Origin of the sequence: Pseudomonas sp. MOIL14HWK12:I1, assembly GCF_000510705.1 — a bacterium.
GTDB classification, from domain to species: domain Bacteria; phylum Pseudomonadota; class Gammaproteobacteria; order Pseudomonadales; family Pseudomonadaceae; genus Chryseomonas; species Chryseomonas oryzihabitans.
The window spans coordinates 792404-811635 of sequence record NZ_AZNY01000003.1 but is presented as its reverse complement, the minus strand read 5'-3'; the positions used below and the strand labels follow the sequence as shown (position 1 = coordinate 811635).

General features: G+C 60.9%; 17 protein-coding genes, 1 tRNA gene and 1 pseudogene. 15 read left to right on the top strand and 4 right to left on the bottom strand.

Going from position 1 to position 19232, the window contains the following annotated elements; translation table 11 throughout:
* The first annotated feature begins 14 nt into the window (after positions 1–14).
* The 3 genes from PSEK12I1_RS0103760 to PSEK12I1_RS0103750 are packed head-to-tail and all read left to right on the top strand — an operon-like array spanning position 15 to position 4004.
* A complete protein-coding gene (locus PSEK12I1_RS0103760) occupies positions 15–1286 on the top strand; it encodes a YeaH/YhbH family protein (RefSeq protein WP_007159743.1) in 1272 nt (423 codons plus the stop codon).
* Positions 1283–2824: a SpoVR family protein gene (locus PSEK12I1_RS0103755; RefSeq protein WP_027600729.1), complete on the top strand. Its 1542-nt coding sequence runs from the start codon at positions 1283–1285 to the stop codon at positions 2822–2824. The genes PSEK12I1_RS0103760 and PSEK12I1_RS0103755 overlap by 4 nt, the downstream gene beginning before the upstream one ends.
* Positions 2825–2876: 52 nt before the next feature.
* Positions 2877–4004 (top strand): multifunctional CCA addition/repair protein, encoded by a 1128-nt coding sequence (locus PSEK12I1_RS0103750; protein ID WP_027600728.1) that lies wholly within the window; start codon positions 2877–2879, stop codon positions 4002–4004.
* A gap of 243 nt (positions 4005–4247) precedes the next feature.
* On the opposite strand, the gene folK is transcribed toward PSEK12I1_RS0103750, so the two are convergent.
* Both folK and folB read right to left on the bottom strand, forming a co-directional pair.
* Positions 4248–4781 (bottom strand): 2-amino-4-hydroxy-6-hydroxymethyldihydropteridine diphosphokinase, encoded by a 534-nt coding sequence (folK, locus tag PSEK12I1_RS0103745; RefSeq protein ID WP_027600727.1) that lies wholly within the window; start codon positions 4779–4781, stop codon positions 4248–4250.
* The gene (gene folB / locus PSEK12I1_RS0103740) at positions 4778–5131 is read right to left on the bottom strand and encodes a dihydroneopterin aldolase (protein WP_027600726.1); all 354 of its coding nucleotides are present in this window, start codon (positions 5129–5131) and stop codon (positions 4778–4780) included. The genes folK and folB overlap by 4 nt, the downstream gene beginning before the upstream one ends.
* Positions 5132–5241: 110 nt before the next feature.
* Here folB and plsY point away from each other — a divergent pair, with 110 nt between their 5' ends.
* Positions 5242–5811, top strand: a complete 570-nt coding sequence (plsY, locus tag PSEK12I1_RS0103735; RefSeq protein ID WP_007159748.1) for a glycerol-3-phosphate 1-O-acyltransferase PlsY — start codon at positions 5242–5244, stop codon at positions 5809–5811.
* A gap of 45 nt (positions 5812–5856) precedes the next feature.
* On the opposite strand, the gene tsaD is transcribed toward plsY, so the two are convergent.
* On the bottom strand, positions 5857–6882 hold the full coding sequence (gene tsaD / locus PSEK12I1_RS0103730; protein WP_027600725.1) for a tRNA (adenosine(37)-N6)-threonylcarbamoyltransferase complex transferase subunit TsaD: 1026 nt from the start codon (positions 6880–6882) through the stop codon (positions 5857–5859).
* Positions 6883–7087: 205 nt separating this feature from the next.
* On the opposite strand from tsaD, the gene rpsU reads away from it, so the two are divergent.
* The 7 genes and pseudogenes from rpsU (at position 7088) to PSEK12I1_RS0103695 (ending at position 13378) form a co-directional block, all read left to right on the top strand.
* Positions 7088–7303, top strand: a complete 216-nt coding sequence (gene rpsU, locus PSEK12I1_RS0103725) for a 30S ribosomal protein S21 (RefSeq protein ID WP_007159750.1) — start codon at positions 7088–7090, stop codon at positions 7301–7303.
* A 151-nt stretch (positions 7304–7454) separates the two neighbouring features.
* Complete coding sequence (gene dnaG, locus PSEK12I1_RS0103720) at positions 7455–9362, top strand: DNA primase (RefSeq protein ID WP_027600724.1); 1908 nt, start codon at positions 7455–7457, stop codon at positions 9360–9362.
* A gap of 76 nt (positions 9363–9438) precedes the next feature.
* The gene (gene rpoD, locus PSEK12I1_RS0103715; protein WP_027597508.1) at positions 9439–11292 is read left to right on the top strand and encodes an RNA polymerase sigma factor RpoD; all 1854 of its coding nucleotides are present in this window, start codon (positions 9439–9441) and stop codon (positions 11290–11292) included.
* Between the two features lie 104 nt (positions 11293–11396).
* Positions 11397–11473 (top strand) — tRNA-Ile (locus tag PSEK12I1_RS0103710).
* Between the two features lie 128 nt (positions 11474–11601).
* Positions 11602–12675: a site-specific integrase gene (locus PSEK12I1_RS0103705; protein ID WP_027600723.1), complete on the top strand. Its 1074-nt coding sequence runs from the start codon at positions 11602–11604 to the stop codon at positions 12673–12675.
* A gap of 47 nt (positions 12676–12722) precedes the next feature.
* Positions 12723–13119 (top strand): annotated as a pseudogene (locus PSEK12I1_RS0103700) (toxin).
* The gene (locus PSEK12I1_RS0103695) at positions 13064–13378 is read left to right on the top strand and encodes a DNA-binding transcriptional regulator (RefSeq protein ID WP_027600721.1); all 315 of its coding nucleotides are present in this window, start codon (positions 13064–13066) and stop codon (positions 13376–13378) included. The pseudogene PSEK12I1_RS0103700 and the gene PSEK12I1_RS0103695 overlap by 56 nt, the downstream one beginning before the upstream one ends.
* Here the strand turns inward: PSEK12I1_RS0103695 and PSEK12I1_RS24225 are convergent.
* Positions 13375–14228, bottom strand: a protein-coding gene (locus tag PSEK12I1_RS24225; RefSeq protein WP_155951386.1) for an IS5 family transposase whose coding sequence is annotated in 2 segments (ribosomal slippage) — positions 13375–13886 and positions 13886–14228 — 855 coding nt in all. Because the reading frame shifts where the segments join, the coding sequence is not laid out codon by codon here. The two genes, PSEK12I1_RS0103695 and PSEK12I1_RS24225, sit on opposite strands and share 4 nt — an antisense overlap.
* Before the next feature lie 182 nt (positions 14229–14410).
* Between PSEK12I1_RS24225 and PSEK12I1_RS0103685 the strand changes: the two genes are divergently transcribed.
* The 4 genes from PSEK12I1_RS0103685 to PSEK12I1_RS0103670 all read left to right on the top strand — a co-directional run bounded on the left by PSEK12I1_RS0103685 (position 14411) and on the right by PSEK12I1_RS0103670 (position 19231).
* Complete coding sequence (locus PSEK12I1_RS0103685; protein WP_027600719.1) at positions 14411–15292, top strand: competence protein CoiA family protein; 882 nt, start codon at positions 14411–14413, stop codon at positions 15290–15292.
* 137 nt (positions 15293–15429) lie between these two features.
* Positions 15430–15630 carry a helix-turn-helix domain-containing protein gene (locus PSEK12I1_RS24220; RefSeq protein ID WP_081737514.1) on the top strand — a complete coding sequence of 67 codons (201 nt, stop codon included), beginning with the start codon at positions 15430–15432 and terminating at the stop codon, positions 15628–15630.
* A 62-nt stretch (positions 15631–15692) separates the two neighbouring features.
* A complete protein-coding gene (locus PSEK12I1_RS23535; protein ID WP_037006631.1) occupies positions 15693–17900 on the top strand; it encodes an N-6 DNA methylase in 2208 nt (735 codons plus the stop codon).
* Positions 17900–19231 (top strand): restriction endonuclease subunit S, encoded by a 1332-nt coding sequence (locus tag PSEK12I1_RS0103670; RefSeq protein ID WP_027600718.1) that lies wholly within the window; start codon positions 17900–17902, stop codon positions 19229–19231. Before PSEK12I1_RS23535 ends, PSEK12I1_RS0103670 begins: the two co-directional genes overlap by 1 nt.
* The last annotated feature ends 1 nt before the right edge of the window (position 19232 follow it).

Genomic DNA, 19232 nt, shown 5'->3' with positions numbered 1-19232 from the left:
CCCGGAGGGCCTGTATGAGTTATGTCATCGACCGGCGTCTAAACGGCAAGAACAAGAGCACGGTGAACCGCACGCGTTTTCTGCGGCGTTATCGTGAGCACATCAAGAAGGCGGTCGAGGAAGCCGTTAGTCGGCGCTCCATCACCGACATGGAGCACGGCGAGCAGATCAGCATTCCTGCCCGCGACATCGACGAACCCGCGCTGTACCAGGGCAAGGGCGGACGCCAGACCATCGTCCACCCGGGCAACAAGGAATTCGTCAGCGGCGAGCGCATCCCGCGGCCCCAAGGCGGCGGCGGTGGTCAGGGCCAGGGCAAGGCCAGCAACAGCGGCGAAGGCATGGACGAATTCGCCTTCCAGATCACCCAGGACGAATTCCTCGACTTCATGTTCGAGGATCTGGAGCTGCCCAACCTGGTCAAGAAGCAGCTGACCGGCACCGACACCTTCAAGACGGTACGCGCCGGCATCAGCAACGAGGGCAACCCCGCCCGCATCAACATCATCCGCACCCTGCGTGCCTCCCATGCCCGGCGCATCGCCCTCTCCGGCGGCAGCCGCAACAAGCTGCGCGAAGCCAAGGCCGAACTGGCACGGCTGCGGGTGGAAGAGCCCGACAACCTGGGTGACATCCAGGCGCTGGAGGCCGAGATCGAGCGGTTGCGCGCGCGTATCGACAAGGTGCCCTTCCTCGACACCTTCGACCTCAAGTACAACCTGCTCTCCAAGCAGCCCAGCCCCAGCTCCAAGGCGGTGATGTTCTGCCTGATGGACGTCTCCGGCTCCATGACCCAGGCGACCAAGGACATCGCCAAGCGCTTCTACATCCTGCTCTACCTCTTTCTCAAGAGAAACTACGAGCGCATCGAGGTGGTGTTCATCCGCCACCACACCAGCGCCAAGGAAGTGGACGAGGAAGAGTTCTTCTACTCCCGCGAAACCGGCGGCACCATCGTCTCCAGCGCCCTCAAGCTGATGCAGGAAGTCATGGCCGCGCGCTATCCGGTCAACGAATGGAATCTCTATGCCGCCCAGGCTTCCGACGGCGACAACTGGAACGACGACTCGCCCATCTGCCGGGAGATCCTGACCAAGCAGATCCTGCCGTTCATGCAGTACTACACCTATGTGGAAATCACCCCGCGCGAGCACCAGGCGCTGTGGTACGAATACGAGAACGTCCGGGGCAGCTTCCCGGATTCCTTCTCGCAGCAGCAGATCGTCTCGGCGGGGGATATCTATCCCGTGTTCCGCGAACTGTTCCAGCGGAGACTCGTGTCATGAAACGTGAGCCCATCTCCACCGGCTCGGAATGGACCTTCGAGCTGATCCAGACCTATGACCGGGAGATCGCCCGGATCGCCAAGCGCTATGCGCTGGACACCTATCCCAACCAGATCGAGGTGATCACCGCCGAGCAGATGATGGACGCCTACGCTTCCGTCGGCATGCCCATCGGCTACAACCACTGGTCCTATGGCAAGCACTTCCTCCATACCGAGAAGCACTACAGCCGCGGCCAGATGGGGCTGGCCTACGAGATCGTGATCAATTCCGATCCCTGCATCGCCTACCTCATGGAAGAGAACACCATGACCATGCAGGCACTGGTGATCGCCCACGCCTGCTACGGCCACAACAGCTTCTTCAAGGGCAACTACCTGTTCCGCACCTGGACCGATGCCAGCTCAATCATCGACTACCTGGTGTTCGCCAAGCAGTACATCACCCAGTGCGAGGAACGCCATGGCATCGATGCCGTGGAAGAACTGCTCGATTCCTGCCATGCGCTGATGAACTACGGGGTGGACCGCTACAAGCGGCCCTATCCCATTTCCGCCGCCGAGGAACGCCAGCGGCAGAAGGAGCGCGAAGAGCAGCTGCAGCGTCAGGTCAACGACCTCTGGCGGACCATTCCCAAGATGGTCGGCAAGGAAGCCCACGACGAAGGGGCGCGCTTCCCCAGCGAACCCCAGGAAAACATCCTCTATTTCGTGGAAAAGCACGCGCCACTGCTGGAGCCCTGGCAGCGCGAGGTGATCCGCATCGTGCGCAAGATCGCCCAGTACTTCTATCCCCAGCGCCAGACCCAGGTGATGAACGAGGGCTGGGCCACCTTCTGGCACTACACCCTGCTCAACGATCTCTACGACGAGGGCCTGGTCACCGAAGGCTTCATGTTCGAATTCCTGCAATCCCACGCCGGGGTGATCTACCAGCCGGGCTTCGACAGCCCCTACTACAGCGGCATCAACCCCTACACCCTGGGCTTCGCCATGTTCCGCGACATCCGCCGCATCTGCGAGGACCCCACGGACGAAGATCGCCGCTGGTTCCCCGAGATCGCCGGCAGCGACTGGCTGGCCACCGTCACCTTCGCCATGAAGAGCTTCAAGGACGAGAGCTTCATCCTGCAGTACCTCTCGCCCAAGGTGATCCGCGACCTCAAGCTGTTCAGCATCCTCGATGACGACCAGCGTGACGAACTGGAGGTGGCGGCCATCCACGACGACGGCGGTTATCGGCTGATCCGCGAGCAACTGGCTGCCCAGTACAACTTGGGCAATCGCGAGCCCAATGTGCAGATCTGGAATGTCGATCGGCGTGGCGATCGTTCGCTCACCCTTCGCCACTTCCAGCATGACCGCAAGCCGCTGGGCAACTCCACGGACGAGGTGCTCAAGCACCTGCACCGACTCTGGGGTTTCGATATCCGCCTGGAAAGCATGAGGGGCGACGACGTGGCCCAGAGCTTCCAGGTTCCACCCCGCCACGAGAGCCGCGATCACGACCGGCGTCTGGATCTGGCTTCGCCGATCTGAGTCGAGCCGATCTTTCGGGCTATCCTAGACCTCCGCAAGGAGGTCTTTTTCTATGCAAATCTACAAGGTGGGCGGTGCCGTACGGGATCGCCTGCTCGGTCGCCCGGTAACGGAGGTCGACTGGGTCGTGGTGGGTGCCACCGCCGAAGCCCTCGCTGCCCAGGGCTATCGCCCGGTGGGCGCCGACTTCCCGGTGTTCCTGCATCCCCAGACCGGCGAGGAATACGCCCTGGCCCGCACCGAACGCAAGAGCGGGCGTGGCTACGGCGGCTTCACCTTTCACGCCGCGCCCAATGTCACCCTGGAGCAGGATCTGATCCGCCGCGATCTGACCGTCAACGCCATGGCCGAAGACGACCACGGCCAGGTCATAGATCCCTATGGCGGGCGCGCGGATCTCCAGGCGCGCCTGTTGCGCCACGTCTCTCCCGCCTTCGCCGAAGATCCGCTGCGCGTGCTGCGGGTCGCCCGCTTCGCCGCCCGCTATTGCAGCCTGGGTTTCCAGGTGGCGCCCGAGACGCTGCTGCTGATGCAGGACATGGTCGCCAGCGGCGAGCTGGATGCCCTGAGCGCCGAACGGCTGTGGAAGGAAATCTCCCGCGCCCTGCTCGAAGAGCGACCCGATGTTTTCATTCGGGTGCTGCACAACTGCGGCGCCCTGGCCGCGCTGCTGCCGGAGGTGACTGCCAGCTTCGCCGGCGAGCAGCCCGAGCCGGGTGCCCGGGTCTATGCCATCCTGCGCCAGAGCGCCGAGGTCCAGGCCTCGCTGAACGTGCGCTGGGCCTGCCTGCTGCTGGACGTACCGGAAGAGCAGCACGCCGCCCTCAACGCCCGCCTCAAGGTGCCACGCGATCCCGCCGAGCTGGCCTTGCTGCTGGCGCGCCACTGGCCCACGGCGCTGCAGGCCCGACAGCTGACCCCGGAGGCCTGGTTCGAGCTGCTGCAGGGCTTCGACGTGCTGCGCCGCCCGGCGCGCTTCGAGGAGTTCCTCCAGGCCTGCGCCTGTGCCGCAGCGGTCAGGCCCGCCGAGGGCGAGCCACCGCTGGCGCTGCTGCGTCAGGCGGCCGAGGTAGTGCGCGGGGTCGCGGTCCAGCCGCTGGTCGCCCAGGGCTTCAAGGGTGCCGCCCTGGGCGAGGCCCTCAAGCAAGCCCGCATCGAGGCCCTGGCGCAGCTTTCGTAGGTTGGCGCTGAGCACAGCGCAGCTCTTCCCCAGCGACCCTCACCCCAACCCTCTCCCTGAGGGAGAGGGGGTTGTCCGAGCGAAGCGAAGCCTGTGCTAGAACCGTAGCGTGGAAAACGGCGCAGCCTTTTCCACTGGGGAGCCTTCGCGAGGCGTGCCCTCACCCCAGCCCTCTCCCAAAGGGAGAGGGAGAAGAGTTCCCGCAGGTTGGGTTGAGCGCAGCGAAGCCCAACGACCGTCGCGCTACACTCGATCGGCGCCCAGCAACGCGTCTGGCGTCAGTTCCATACCCTTCCAGCGGAACGCCACCGGCCGCAGCACCTGGGTGGTCTGGCCACGCATCTCCTGCCACAGCTCGTCTAAGCGCCTACCGTTGTCCGGATGCCGTCGTTCGCCGGCCAGCAGGGCCAGTGGCCAGAGCACGAAGGCGTTGCGCAGGATCTCGGCGCGCGGCAGGGTCAGGCCGGCGAACTCGCCGGTCAGGTCGCCGTGCAGCAGGATGTCGATGTCCAGTGGCAGACCCTGGCGATCCGGTGCATAGCGCCCGCTGCGGGTTTCGATGGCCTTGAGTCTCTGACTCAAGGTGGCGGGATCGAGGTCGGTGTCGCCGGCTACGACGAGATTGAAGAAGGGCGCACTGCGGATGCCTACTGCCTCGCTTTCGAACACTGGCGAGCAGTGCAGATCGATCAGCAGCTCGGCGAGTTCGTCCAGGGCCATGCCCAGGTGCTGCTCGCGCTGGATGTTGCTGCCCAGCCCCAGATAGACCCGGGTCACGCCTGCCCCCGCTCGATCTCCACGCCCACGCCACGAGCGGTCGGCACCGCGCCGGGCTTGGTGATGCGCAGGCGCAGCCAGGGCAGCTTGAATTCCGCCTGCAGCAGGGCGGCCAGGCGCTCGGCGAAGGTCTCGACCAATTCGAAGGTGGTCTCGTGGGCGAAGGCGGTGATGCGCTCGGCCACTGCCGCGTAGTTCAGGGTGTGCTCGAGTTCGTCGTTCGCCGCCGCCGCGCGGATGTCCCAGCCCATGGTGAGATCGATGCGCAGGCACTGGCGGATGTCACGCTCCCAGTCGTACACCCCTATCACGGTGTCGACCTCGAGTCCCTCGATGAAAACCTTGTCCACTGCCTTTGCCTCGCACCTTTGTCGTGCTCTGTGTGATCGTCACCGCCGGCCTATCGTCGGGCGGCGGGCTGTCGGTAGAATCGAGCCTTCTCCTGGCGCGGAACCCTACCATGTTCTGGCTGCTGCTCCTGCTGGCCTATCTACTGGGCTCGCTGTCCTTCGCCGTGCTGCTCAGTCGCCTGTTCGGCACCCGCGACCCGCGTCACGACGGCTCCGGCAATCCCGGCGCCAGCAACATGCTGCGCCTGGCCGGACGCAAGCTGGCCCTGCTGACCCTCGCCGGCGACCTGAGCAAGAGCCTGATCCCCGTACTGATCGCCCAGCAACTGGGGCTTGCGCCCCTGCAGCAGGCCTGGATCGGGCTGGCCGCCGTGGTCGGCCATCTCTATCCGCTGTATTTCCACTTCCGCGGTGGCAAGGGCGTCGCCACGGCGGCCGGACTGCTGCTCGGCCTTTATCCGCCAGCGGCGCTACTGGGGCTGGTGCTCTGGGCCGCGGTGTTCGCCAGCCTGAGGATCGCTTCCCTGGCGTCCCTGGTCGCGGTGCTCGGCATCCTGCCGCTGTTCGCCTGGCAACGTCCGGACCTGCTGGCGCCGATGCTGCTGCTCGCCCTGCTCATCCTGATCCGCCACCGCCACAACCTGCGCGCCCTGCGCCAGGGGACCGAGCGTCATTTTTGACCCTGGCGCCGTCCGGGGATTGTCCGCTGGCGCCCTCCGCCCGTCTCAGAGCGCCGCCAGCTGCTCCATGGGCCAGCGCGCCTTGACGGCGATGGCCGGGCCTTCCTGCTGGCCGGCCAGCAGCCGCTGGCAACCGGCATAGGCGATCATGGCGCCGTTGTCGGTGCAGAAGCGCGGCCGCGCATAGAAGACCTGGCCGCCCAGTTCGCCGAGCATCTGCTCCAGGTTCTCGCGCAGCGCGCGGTTGGCGCTGACGCCACCGGCGATCACCAGCGACTTGAGCCCGGTCTGCTTCAGCGCGCGCTTGCACTTGATCGCCAGGGTCTCGACCACCGCCGTCTGGAAGGCCAGGGCGATGTCGCAGCGGGTCTGCTCGCTGTCGTCACCGACCGCCCGGCAGCGCTGCCAGGTGGTGAGGGTAAAGGTCTTGAGGCCGCTGAAGCTGAATTCCAGGCCGGGCCGATCGGTCATGGGGCGCGGAAAGACGAAGCGCCCCGCCACGCCGCGCTCGGCCAGGCGGGCGATCTCCGGTCCACCGGGATAGCTCAGACCCAGCAGCTTGGCGGTCTTGTCGAAGGCTTCGCCGGCGGCATCGTCCAGGGACTCGCCCAGCACGCTGTAGCGGCCGATGCCATCGACCTGCACCAGCTGGGTGTGGCCACCGGAGACCAGCAGGGCGACGAAGGGAAATTGCGGCGGCTGCTCTTCGAGCATGGGCGCCAGCAGATGACCTTCCATGTGGTGGACGCCCAGGGCGGGCACGCCCCAGGCCAGCGCCAGCGCCTGGGCACAGGCCGCGCCCACCAGCAGGGCGCCGACCAGGCCGGGGCCGGCAGTGTAGGCGATGGCATCCACGTCTTCAGGACGGCTGCCCGCCGCGTCCAGCACTTCGCGGATCAGCGGCAGCATGCGCTTGACGTGATCGCGCGAGGCCAGCTCCGGTACCACGCCACCGTAGACGCGGTGCAGATCGATCTGGCTGAACAGCGCATCGGCCAGCAGGCCGCGCTCGCTGTCGTAGAGGGCGACGCCGGTTTCATCGCAGGACGTTTCCAGTCCCAGAACACGCATGGAGATAAGCCTTCGAGGGTATAGAATGTCAGGCTGCGCATGATAAGCGCCGCTTCCAGCACCGGCCAGCGCTTTTCGTCCGCCGGGGCTTGGCAGCGGGGCAGTTGAAGCGTTACTATCCGCAACCCTTAAAAACCGACGCTTCCCGTGCCCTTTTGCCGCTAGCGTTGGATTAAACCTCGGTAAATTTGAAGGTACGACCTGGATGCCCAACGTCAAAGTCAAAGAAAACGAACCCTTCGACGTAGCGCTGCGTCGTTTCAAGCGTTCCTGCGAGAAGGCCGGTGTACTGGCCGAAGTTCGTAGCCGCGAGTTCTACGAAAAGCCCACCGCCGAGCGCAAGCGTAAAGCTGCCGCCGCGGTCAAGCGCCACGCCAAGAAAGTACAGCGCGAGCAGCGCCGTCGCGAGCGTCTGTACTGAGTTACAGCGCTCCTCTGGCGTCATCAAACAACCCGACCTCTGGTCGGGTTGTCTGTTTCTGGCCTTCCCGCTTCGCCCTGGCGCACTCTGGCGCTAGACTGCCCTCCTCGCTCCATCCTCCGCTCCTCGCCCCTCTATCCAGACGCTGACCATGGCCGGACTTATCCCGCAAGGCTTCATCGACGACCTGCTCAATCGCACCGACATCGTCGAGGTGGTGGGCGCGCGGGTGAAGCTCAAGAAGGCCGGCAAGAACTGGATGGCCTGCTGCCCCTTCCATAACGAGAAGACGCCCTCCTTCAGCGTCAGCCCCGACAAGCAGTTCTACTACTGCTTCGGCTGCGGCGCCGGCGGCAACGCCCTGGGCTTCATCATGGACCACGACAACCTCGAATTCCCCGAGGCGGTCGAGGAGCTGGCCAAGAAGGCCGGCGTGGACGTGCCGCGCGAAGAGAGCGGTGGTCGACGCAAGCCGCGGCAACCCACGGATTCCCCGCTCTACCCGCTATTGGCCGCCGCCGCCGAATACTATCGCCTGGCGCTGCGCAACCACCCCAAGCGCCAGGCGGCGGTCGACTACCTGAAGAAGCGCGGCCTCACCGGCGAGATCGCCCGCGATTTCGGCCTGGGCTTCGCCCCGCCGGGCTGGGACAACCTGGGCAAGCACCTGGGCGGCGACGACCTGCAGCAGAAGGCCATGCTGGACGCCGGCCTGCTGGTGGAGAACGCCGAAAGCGGCAAGCGTTACGATCGTTTTCGCGACCGGGTGATCTTTCCGATCCGCGACAGCCGGGGCCGGGTCATCGCCTTTGGCGGCCGGGTGCTGGGCGACGACAAACCCAAGTACCTCAACTCGCCGGAGACCCCGGTGTTCCACAAGGGCCAGGAACTCTACGGCCTGTTCGAGGCGCGCAAGCACAATCGCGACCTGGACGAGATCCTCGTCGTGGAAGGCTACATGGACGTCATCGCCCTGGCCCAGCAAGGCATCCGCAATGCAGTGGCCACCCTGGGCACCGCCACCAGCGAAGAGCACATCAAGCGGCTGTTCCGCATCGTGCCGAGCATCCTGTTCTGCTTCGACGGCGACCAGGCCGGTCGCAGCGCCGCCTGGCGCGCCCTGGAATCGGCCCTGCCGGTGCTCAAGGACGGCTTCCGGGTGCGCTTCCTGTTCCTACCCGAGGGCGAGGACCCGGACACCCTGGTGCGCGCCGAGGGCGCCGACGCCTTCCAGGCGCGCTTCGTCCAGCAGGCCCAGCCGCTGGCCGAGTATTTCTTCCAGCAACTGATGATCGAAGCGGACCCGGCGACCCTGGAAGGCAAGGCGCACCTGGCCACCCTGGCGGCGCCGCTGATCGAGAAGATTCCCGGCAACAACCTGCGCCTGCTGATGCGCCAGCGCCTGAGCGAACTCACCGGCCTCGGCAACGATGCCCTGAGCCAGCTGGCGCCGTCCGCCCCGCCGCAGGACGCCCCGCCCCTGGACTATGGCGACTACGCCTATGCCCATGCCGAGGAAGCCCCGGCGCAGCAGCAGTGGACGCCCCGCCGCGAAGGCAAGGGCGGGCGCGACGGCAAGGGCTGGAAAAAGGATTTCAACGGCAAGGGTGGCGGCGAGCGCCCTCCCCGTCAGCCACCGGTCAAGGTGGAGACCCCGGTGCTGGCCGCGCTGCGCAGCCTGCTGCACCACCCGACCCTGGCCCAGGCGGTGCAGGACGCGCGCAACCTGGCCGAGGAAAGCGATCAGTACGCCCAGTTGCTGGTCGCCCTGGTCGAGGCGCTGCAGAAGAAGCCCGGGCAGAGCACCCTGGCGCTCATCGCCCGCTGGCACGGCACCGAACAGGGTCGACTGCTGCGCGCTCTGGCGGAAAAAGAATGGCTGATTGCCGGAGACAACCTTGAACAACAGTTTTTCGACACCATAACGAGGTTAGCCGCCAGCCAGCGTGATCGCCTGCTGGAGCAACTCCTACGCAAGGCGCGACAGAGCGAACTGAGCTCCGAAGACAAGGACCGCCTACGCGAACTCCTCAGCCGTCCGGCGGGGTCCGTGACCTAACTGGCACGACAACCTTCTAACCGGCTATAATGTTCAGCTATTTTTGCCCGCCTAAGCCTTCAGTGGAAGGGTACCTATGTCCGGAAAAGCGCAACAGCAATCCCGTCTGAAAGAATTGATCGCCCGCGGTCGTGAGCAGGGTTACCTGACTTACGCGGAGGTCAATGACCACCTACCGGAGGATATTTCAGATCCGGAACAGGTGGAAGACATCATCCGCATGATCAATGACATGGGGATCAACGTATTCGAGACCGCGCCGGACGCCGATGCCCTGCTGCTGGCCGAGACGGATACCGACGAAGCCGCCGCCGAAGAAGCCGCTGCCGCCCTGGCCGCAGTGGAGAGCGATGTCGGCCGCACCACCGACCCGGTGCGCATGTACATGCGTGAAATGGGCACCGTGGAACTGCTGACCCGCGAAGGCGAGATCGAGATCGCCAAGCGCATCGAGGAAGGCATCCGCGAAGTCATGGGCGCCATCGCCCAGTTCCCGGGCACCGTCGACTACATCCTCAGCGAATACACCCGCGTCACCACCGAAGGCGGTCGCCTGTCCGACGTCCTTGCCGGCTACATCGATCCCGACGACGGCAGCCTGCCGAACGAGAGCGATGAGCTGCCCGTCCCGAACAAGGCCGCCGATGCCAAGGCCGTGGACGACGAGAAGGACGACGAAGAAGAGAGCGACGACGACGCCGAGGAAGAAGGCGACGGCGGTCCGGATCCGGAAGAGGCTCGCCTGCGTTTTGGCGCGGTTGCCGAGCAGCTGGAAAAGACCCAGAAGGTGCTGAAGAAGCACGGCCGCGACGACGATCGCGCCGTGGAAGAATTCGTCGCCCTGGCGCTGCTGTTCTCGCCGATCAAGCTGGTGCCCAAGCAGTACGAAGCCCTGGTGACCCGCGTGCGCGAGTCCCTGGAGCGCGTGCGTGGCCTCGAGCGCGCCATCATGCAGCTGGCCGTGCGCGATGCGCGCATGCCGCGTGCCGACTTCCTGCGCCACTTCCCCGGCAACGAGACCAACACCGAGTGGACCGCCGGCCTGCTCAAGGGCAAGCCCAAGTACGCCGAAGGTCTCGAACGCTTCCAGGCCGACATCCAGGCCAAGCAGGCCCAGCTGGCCGAGCTGGAGCGTGACTACGAGCTGAAGGTCTCGCAGATCAAGGACATCAACCGCGCCATGTCCATCGGCGAGGCCAAGGCCCGCCGCGCCAAGAAGGAAATGGTCGAGGCGAACCTGCGTCTGGTGATCTCCATCGCCAAGAAGTACACCAACCGCGGTCTGCAATTCCTCGATCTGATCCAGGAAGGCAACATCGGTCTGATGAAGGCGGTGGACAAGTTCGAATACCGCCGTGGCTACAAGTTCTCCACCTATGCCACGTGGTGGATTCGCCAGGCCATCACCCGCTCCATCGCCGACCAGGCGCGCACCATCCGGATTCCGGTGCACATGATCGAGACGATCAACAAGCTGAACCGGATCTCCCGCCAGATGCTGCAGGAGATGGGCCGCGAGCCGACCCCGGAAGAGCTGGGCGAGCGCATGGAGATGCCCGAGGACAAGATCCGCAAGGTGCTCAAGATCGCCAAGGAACCGATCTCCATGGAGACGCCCATCGGCGACGACGAGGATTCGCACCTGGGCGATTTCATCGAGGACAGCACCATGCAGTCCCCGATCGAAGTGGCCACCAGCGAAAGCCTCAAGGAAGCCACCCGCGACGTGCTTTCCGGCCTCACCGCCCGTGAAGCCAAGGTCCTGCGCATGCGCTTCGGTATCGACATGAACACCGACCACACCCTCGAGGAAGTGGGCAAGCAGTTCGACGTCACCCGCGAGCGTATCCGCCAGATCGAAGCCAAGGCCCTGCGCAAGCTGCGCCACCCGTCCCGCAGCGAACACCTGCGCTCCTTCCTCGACGAGTAAGGCGCCAGCGCAGTACAGAAAACCGGAGCCCAGGCTCCGGTTTTTTTATGCCCGACAAGGGTTTGGCGATCCCTGCCACCCCCGGTATACTCCACCGCGCTATAGGGCCTATAGCTCAGTCGGTTAGAGCAGAGGACTCATAATCCTTTGGTCCACGGTTCGAGTCCGTGTGGGCCCACCACCTTTAAAGCCGCGCACTGCGCGGCTTTAAGCTTTATAAGGTTGTGGCATCTGGATCAGTCCTATGGTCCAAAGGTACAAAATCGGTACAGTGCTGGTACGCCAGCCTGCCTTTGGAGTCCTTTTCAGATGGCCACAATCGTTAAAACCCCTGCCGGCACATGGAAGGCCGTAGTCCGCAAAACGGGCTGGCCGACCAACACAAAAACCTTCCGTACCAAACGCGATGCCGAAGACTGGGCACGCCGCACCGAAGATGAAATGGTGCGCGGCGTGTATATCCAGCGAAGCGGCTCCGAGCGCCTGACGCTGGAGAAAGCCCTTGAGCGCTATCTGGCCGAGGTGACGCCGAGCAAGAAGCCAACCACACGCAAGGCGGAGGCCACCAAGGCCAAGCAGCTCATCCAGCACCTGGGCAAATATTCCTTGGCCGCTCTCTCCGCCGAGATCATCGCCAACTACCGCGACACCCGGCTCGGCACCCTGAGCAAGCGCGGCGTCCCCACCAGCAACAATACCGTGCGGCTTGAGCTGGCCCTGCTCAGTCACCTCTACACGGTGGCAATCCAGGAGTGGGGCCTGGGACTGACCTTCAATCCAGTGCTGAATATCCGCAAACCCAGCCCGGGAGATGGCCGCGACCGCAGGCTGACTGCCGACGAGGAAAGACGCCTGCTCGCCGCAGTTAATAACCACAGCAACCCTATGCTCGGCTGGATCGTGCGCATCGCCCTAGAAACGGGCATGCGCTCGTCGGAGATCACTGGTCTGCGCTGTTATCAGGTCGATCTCAAAAAGCGCGTGGTGCGCCTCGCAGACACCAAGAATGACAGCGCCCGAACTGTCCCCCTCACCAAGCTGGCCACCGAAGCCTTTAAGGCCGCCCTGGAGAACCCTGTGCGTCCCAAGGATTGCAACCTGGTGTTCTTTGGCGAACCGGGAAAGGACGAGAAACGTCGCCCCTATGCCTTCACCAAGACCTGGGGACTGCTGAAGAAGAAACTCGGCATGCCCGACCTGCGCTTCCACGATCTGCGTCATGAGGCTGTCAGCCGGCTGGTCGAGGGCGGCCTATCCGACCAGGAGGTCTCGGCCATTAGCGGGCATAAGTCGATGCAGATGCTAAAGCGCTACACCCACCTGCGGGCCGAGGACCTCGTCGGCAAGCTGGACAAGTTGAAACGCCAGCGCAAGGCGCCTTGACGGTGCGTTAAACGCACCACAAACTATACGCAGATAACGTACAGACAATGAAAGCACTATTTGTCGAACTACCGCCCTTTGAGCGCCATCGAGCGGACTACCTGGACGATGAGGCCTTTCGCAGCTTCCAGCGCCTGCTGATGAAGAACCCGGAAGCCGGCGACGTGATCCAGGGAACCGGCGGCCTACGAAAGATTCGCTTCGCCGACGAGCGACGACAGAAAGGCAAGCGCGGCGGCATCCGAGTCATCTACTACTGGTGGCTGGGTGGCGCGCAGTTCTGGCTGTTTACCCTGTATGGGAAGGACGTCCAGGACGACCTGAACGAGCAGCAGAAGAAATTACTCAAGGGGCTGCTGCAAGCAGAAATTGATGCGAGGACGACACCATGAAACGAGACATCTTTGCCGAGCTGGTCGAGGGCTTCGAGGCTTTGGAGGATGAACGCCAAGGCAAGGTGACTCTGCGCTCGCACAAAGTCCAGTTACCCGAACTGTGCGAAGTCAGCTCCGAGGAGCTGGTGGAGATCCGCCAGAAGCTGAACATGTCACGCCCGGTTTTCGCCATGTATCTGCGCACCAACCCGCGCACCTTGGAGAACTGGGAACAAGGCCGAGCCAAGCCAAACGCCCAGGCGACTACGCTGATTCGTCTGGTGCAAAAGTATCCTGAAACTGTCGAGCACCTTGCAGCCCTTGGCTAGGTTCTGTACGAAAAGTACTGCCGCAGACATCGCAGCGTGCAAGCCAGCGTGACCATTGCGGCAAAACTCCTGGCGAGCTTGTCGTAACGGGTGCCAATTCTCCGGTTCTCTTTTAGCCAGCCAAACATCCGCTCGATGATGTTCCGCTGCCGGTATTTCGGACGATCAAACAGTCGGGGTAGTCCTGGCTTGGGTTTGCGCTTCATGGCGCGCTGCGGAATCACCGGCTGCATGCGGTAGCGGTCGCAGTACTGGCGCAGATGCTCGGCATCGTAACCTTTGTCTGCCAGTAACCAACGGCAGCGCTTACGAGGTCGTCCCGACTTTCCGGGGATACGTACCTGATCTAAGAGTGGCTGAGCATGGCCAATGTCGCTGGCCTGCCCGGGTGACAGCATGAAGCGGAGAGGTATCCCGTTGGCATCGCAGATCAGGTGAATCTTGGTGGTTAGGCCGCCTCGGCTACGTCCCAATGCATGATCTACCGGTTCTTCTGGCCCCCCTTTTTCCCGGCGCCAGAAGAGGCTCGGGCTGCACGCACCGCGGTGGAGTCGATCATCCACGTATCCAGGTCGATCAGGCCTTCCTGATTCAACCGGACGTGCAATCGCTCAAGTACTCGGTTAAACGTGCCGTCGTCTCGCCAGTCACGGAACCGTTGATAAACCGTCGACCACGGGCCGAAACGTTCCGGCAGATCACGCCAGGCGGCTCCGGAGCAGAGGATCCAAAAGATGCCGTTGAGCACCAGCCGATCATCACTTCGAGGTCGGCCCATCTTCTGTTCCGGGGCAACCAGATCCTTGATCAACTCCCAGCCCGCATCTGGGAGTTCGTAGCGCCTTGCCATGTGGGCCTCCAGCCAATCATGGTGGCGATTCTACCTGTACCGACTTTTCGTACAGAACCTAATTCAAAGGGCTGCAGCCATATCCATACCTACACATAACCCCTTTGCAGGAGGTTGGGGGGATGTTTGCCCCCGCTCGAATCATGACTCTTGGAGCCGTCTTCACACCAGAGGCCTGCACCATGACCATGTTCGTCGCACTCGACCCAAACGGTCGGCTGATCACCATTGAAAACGCCCATCGTGGCATAGCTTGCAATTGCACCTGCGTAAGCTGCGGTGAATCTGTCATGGCCCGGAAAGGGCCGATACGGGAGCACCATTTTGCCCACGTCTCACAGAAGAAGAGCTGCTACATCCAACGCGAAAGCCTTCTCCACCTCTATGCCAAGGAGGTCATCTGCGATGGACTCGGTATGCAGCTACCACACCTCCCCGGCGTCTACCCCAACAGTGAAGACACAAGCAGCTGGTGGGACTTTGAAACCGTCACTCCGGAGATACGGCAACAGGGCTTTCAGCCAGACCTGATCGCCGAGCTGAAAGATGGCTCACGGCTGTTCATCGAGATTGCCGTCACTTCGTTCATTGATGAGGAGAAGCTGGAGCGCATCAAGGGGGCTGGCACGCCGACCATAGAACTAGACCTAAACGACCTGCTGCAGAGCTCTCAGCCGATACCATCCGAGGCTGCCAAGAACTACATCCTTCATCAGCCACACCACAAAAGCTGGATCCACCCCGAGGCGCCGACGATCGCGCAGGCACTTGAAATGCAAATGCCAGATCCACGTTCACTCGCAGATACCCCCCCGCCCCGGACGACACCCGCGCAGCAAGAGCAGCGCTTCGTCATCATGCAGATGTGGGTATCTGCCAGAACGCTGCCCAGCGGCTCAATTGCCGTCCGCTCCTGGTCATTTAACCCCCAGATCACAGAGCTACTTAAAACCTGGCGCAACCAGTTGGGCGGGGAATACAACCCCAGGTACAAGAACTGGATTTACTACCCTAACAGCCGCGAAGAGATTCTGGCCAGGCTGCAAGCACTGGATCAGAACTGATGAGCAGTCAAGCACGTCAGCTGAAAATCTATGCTCCCTGCAACAACCAGATCACCAGCCTTCTGCTTGACCAGCTTTGATAGACTACAGACGACTTTGGACGACCATTGCCTCCCAACATCCGGGGTAAAGCCACCATGAACACCGAACCGTGGGTTACCGCCGAGCACGTCGCACAACATCTCGGAGTGGCTAAAGACACTGTTTATCGCTGGAGAGAGCAGAAGGGATTACCAGCACATCGCATAGGACGACTATGGAAGTTTCAATTGTCAGAGATTGATGACTGGGTTCGTGCTGGCGGCGCTAATGAAGCCGGGAATTCACAAGCCACGTAATAGCGCCGCAGGCCACTACACGCTCTAGCCAAGCCCAAACGATTTAATGAATGAGAAAAAACATGAGCAATCTGGATCTTAAGCGCGACAACAAGAAAGGAAAAATCTGGAGCCATGTACGCAGCAAATGGCTTGTAGAGACACCAGAAGAGACAGTTCGACAGGAGTACTTGCTCGTACTGGTAAACGAATATGGTTTTACTCTCGATCAAATTGCAGAAGAACAAGAACTGACAGGTAGAGGATCAGCCAGAGCCAGAGCGGATTTTGTCATATGGCGCACGCCTCAAGACAAGGCAGAAGACAACCCGCCATTCATTATCGTGGAATGTAAATCCGATAACGTCACTATCAAGCCTATTGACTACGCACAAGGCGAGAACTACGCACGATTCTGGAATGCACCATTCTTCGTTACCCATAACTCACGGGAAACCAAGTACTGGCGGGTCAAGAAAGACAAAGTGCCCGGCTACACGGAAGAAATCGAGAATATTCCCCATGGCGATGCCTCGGACAAGGACATTGAGGAGCTACTTTCCAAGCTCCGCGCCTTTAAGGAAAAGGAGTTCGCCGATCTGCTGCACAAATGCCACAACATCATCCGCAACCGGGAGAAAAAAGATCCGGCAGCCGCCTTCGATGAAATCGCCAAGGTACTTTTCATCAAGGTTTATGTGGAACGTTCACTGCTGACTCGACGCAATAAAACCAACCTCTTTACCGTCGATGTGCTGAAAAGCCAGATCGCCGAGAATCCGCTCGACAATCTGTTTCAACAAACCAAGCTCGCATACGCCACCGACAAGATTTTCGATGAAGATGAACGCATCAACCTAAAGCCTGCCACCGGTGAGGCCATCGTCAAAGAATTAGAAAAATACAACCTCTCTGACACCAGTGAGGACGTAAAAGGCGTTGCTTTTGAGCGATTCCTCGGCCGTACTTTCCGGGGCGAAATCGGCCAGTTCTTCACCCCACGCACTATTGTCGAATTTATGGTGCATATGGTCGATCCCAAAGAAGGTGAGATCGTCTGCGATCCGGCTAGTGGTTCAGGCGGTTTTTTGATCCGTGTGTTCGAGATAGTCCGGGAAAAAATCCTTGCTGACGCCGATCGAGAGTACAACGTGTTCAAGGCCAAAGTCGAAGAAGACGAGTCACTGACCGAAGAGCAGCGTGCTAAGAAGCTCCAAGACAAGTTCAACGAAATACAGACGCTTATCGACCAAAAGATTGAAGGTTCCAGGCTGTGGAAGCTCTCAAATCGTTGCATCTATGGTACCGACGCCAACGACCGCATGGCACGTACCAGCAAGATGAATATGATCATGCACGGCGATGGCCACGGCGGCGTTCACCACCACGATGGTTTTCTAAATGTTAATGGCATCTTCGAAGGGCGTTTCGACATTGTTCTCACTAACCCCCCTTTTGGGGCGAATGTCGAACCTACCGACAAAATTCTAGAGTCAGATATCAAGGTGAGCGCCGTTGCCAAGTTACGTTATCTCGATGAGTATGGGGACCTCTATCTTCAGGCTCAAAATCGTGTGCAAGCGGCACTAAATAAGCCCATTACCAGCCTGTTCGAATTACCAAAAAGCGATAAGGCCAAGATTAAGACCGAAGTGCTCTTTATCGAGCGATGCCTTGACTTACTCAAACCTGGAGGCCGCCTCGCTATCGTGCTGCCGGAAGGCATTTTCAATAACCCCTCACTCACCTACGTGCGCGAATTCACCGAAGACCGAGCCTTCCTCCGCGCCGTGGTCAGTCTACCGCAGGAGACCTTTGTCAGCTCCGGGGCCAGCGTGAAATGCTCGCTGCTCTTCTTGCAAAAATTCACCGAGGAGGAGCAGCAACAGTTTGACGAGACCTACGCCACTGCAAAGGCGGAGATCGAAGCCCGGTATGCCGATGAGATCAAAGCGGAACGGGAACGGCTGGATAGCGAAATCGAGGCAGCCAAGCAGGCGAAGGACGCCGAGCAACGGCAGGCCCTGCAAAAGGAGCTCAAGGACTACCTGAAAGCAATAGAGATCCGTCAGATCACCGAAACCCGGCAACTGCTCAAGGAGCGCTTCGACTACCCCATCTTCATGTACGAGGCGGAAAAGGTCGGCATCTCCGCCACTGGTGAGGAGGACCAGAACGAGCTTTACCCCAACGACCGGCAGCCGGCCAATTGTGACAAGACCTGCCTGGAGTGGTATCGCGAGTATCTCTCCGACCCGAGCGCCTTTGCCGTTGCGGGAGGGGCTGAATAATGGGCGAAGTGGCTCAAGCCAGACCGCGGGCCTTTAGCGTTAGTTTCAGCGGCTTGCAGACTTGGAGCGTTGCAGCTCAGTTCGCTGTTAACTGGAGCTGGCCAGATGAGGTCATCAAACCGTTGGTCAGCATCCTCAGGCGACGAAACGAAGCCGCTTTAGAAACGCTGACTCTCGAGTCCATGGTTACTCTGCTGACCATTCGCTTTGATGGTTCGATTGAACCACGCGAGCCGGTCCGCATAAAGGACGTCAAAGGGCGGCTGTTTCGTGTCTACACCGGTGACGTGGTTTTTTCAAAAATTGATGTGCGCAACGGGGCAATAGGGCTTGCTCCCAATGGCATTGACTGCATGTGCGTCACCTCAGAATTTCCAGTTTATTCCGTCGATTTTCAGAGAACAGATTCTGAATACGTGAAACTGTTATTCCGAACAGAGGCGTTCAAAAAGCTATTGAATTCGATGATCAGCGGCGCATCGGGCCGAAAACGGATTCAACCAACCCAGCTTGAGGGGGTAAAAGTCCCCATCCCCGCGCTGCCGATTCAGCAGAAAATTGTGGCCCATTGGGAGGCTGCCAAGCTGGAACGCGCAGCGGCGGATACCGCTTTGTCAGATTTGGTGTTGGAGCTTCATTCGTGGCTCGTCAAGCAGACAAAAGATTTTGGCCAGGTTACCCGCTCCAAAGTATTCCTCGCCAATTACGAGAACACTCAGCAATGGGATGTCAAAGCGGGTCGTGCCGCCGCTTTCATAACGGCGAACCCTAATTTTATACGACTAGGTGATTACACCGAGGAATGCGCTGAAACCGTCAGGCCCTGGGATGAGCCGGAAAAGGAATGGCCCATTTATGGAGTGAATAACAAGGAAGGTGTCTTTCTAAGTTCTATGCAGGTCGGAAAGGATTTCAATGCGCCTTACAAGAAAATTGAAAAAGACTGGTTCTTTCACAACCCCACACGCGCTAATGTCGGTTCCCTCGGCATCGTGCCCGAAGTACCCGTGGATGCGATCACAAGCCCTGAATACCAGGTGTGGCGGCTGAAAGGCGGCTTTCTACCTGCCTTTATGGCACTTATGCTTAGGACAAACTACTTCCTTGCACTCGTGGCTTTTAACCGTGTCGGCGGCGTTAAACAACGGATGTACTACGCAAACCTGGCCGAAATCAGGCTTCCTGAAATTCCAACAGAGGTTCAAAAAAGCTTTGCCGACCGGCGGCAACAGATTCTGGCAAACATCTCGGCGGCTAATGAAAAGCTTGCCCAACGGAAAAAAGATATAGAGAAAATGATTCTCGGCACCCGCCCGGTGGAGGTGTACTAAT

Excerpts from the sequence above, each read along its gene's own strand:
- PSEK12I1_RS0103760 (WP_007159743.1), top strand. The coding sequence starts at position 15 with ATGAGTTATGTCATCGACCGGCGTCTAAACGGCAAGAACAAGAGCACG.
- PSEK12I1_RS0103755 (WP_027600729.1), top strand. The coding sequence starts at position 1,283 with ATGAAACGTGAGCCCATCTCCACCGGCTCGGAATGGACCTTCGAGCTG.
- PSEK12I1_RS0103750 (WP_027600728.1), top strand. The coding sequence starts at position 2,877 with ATGCAAATCTACAAGGTGGGCGGTGCCGTACGGGATCGCCTGCTCGGT.
- plsY (WP_007159748.1), top strand. The coding sequence starts at position 5,242 with ATGTTCTGGCTGCTGCTCCTGCTGGCCTATCTACTGGGCTCGCTGTCC.
- tsaD (WP_027600725.1), bottom strand. The coding sequence starts at position 6,882 with ATGCGTGTTCTGGGACTGGAAACGTCCTGCGATGAAACCGGCGTCGCC.
- rpsU (WP_007159750.1), top strand. The coding sequence starts at position 7,088 with ATGCCCAACGTCAAAGTCAAAGAAAACGAACCCTTCGACGTAGCGCTG.
- dnaG (WP_027600724.1), top strand. The coding sequence starts at position 7,455 with ATGGCCGGACTTATCCCGCAAGGCTTCATCGACGACCTGCTCAATCGC.
- rpoD (WP_027597508.1), top strand. The coding sequence starts at position 9,439 with ATGTCCGGAAAAGCGCAACAGCAATCCCGTCTGAAAGAATTGATCGCC.
- PSEK12I1_RS0103705 (WP_027600723.1), top strand. The coding sequence starts at position 11,602 with ATGGCCACAATCGTTAAAACCCCTGCCGGCACATGGAAGGCCGTAGTC.
- PSEK12I1_RS0103695 (WP_027600721.1), top strand. The coding sequence starts at position 13,064 with ATGAAACGAGACATCTTTGCCGAGCTGGTCGAGGGCTTCGAGGCTTTG.
- PSEK12I1_RS0103685 (WP_027600719.1), top strand. The coding sequence starts at position 14,411 with ATGACCATGTTCGTCGCACTCGACCCAAACGGTCGGCTGATCACCATT.
- PSEK12I1_RS24220 (WP_081737514.1), top strand. The coding sequence starts at position 15,430 with ATGAACACCGAACCGTGGGTTACCGCCGAGCACGTCGCACAACATCTC.
- PSEK12I1_RS23535 (WP_037006631.1), top strand. The coding sequence starts at position 15,693 with ATGAGCAATCTGGATCTTAAGCGCGACAACAAGAAAGGAAAAATCTGG.
- PSEK12I1_RS0103670 (WP_027600718.1), top strand. The coding sequence starts at position 17,900 with ATGGGCGAAGTGGCTCAAGCCAGACCGCGGGCCTTTAGCGTTAGTTTC.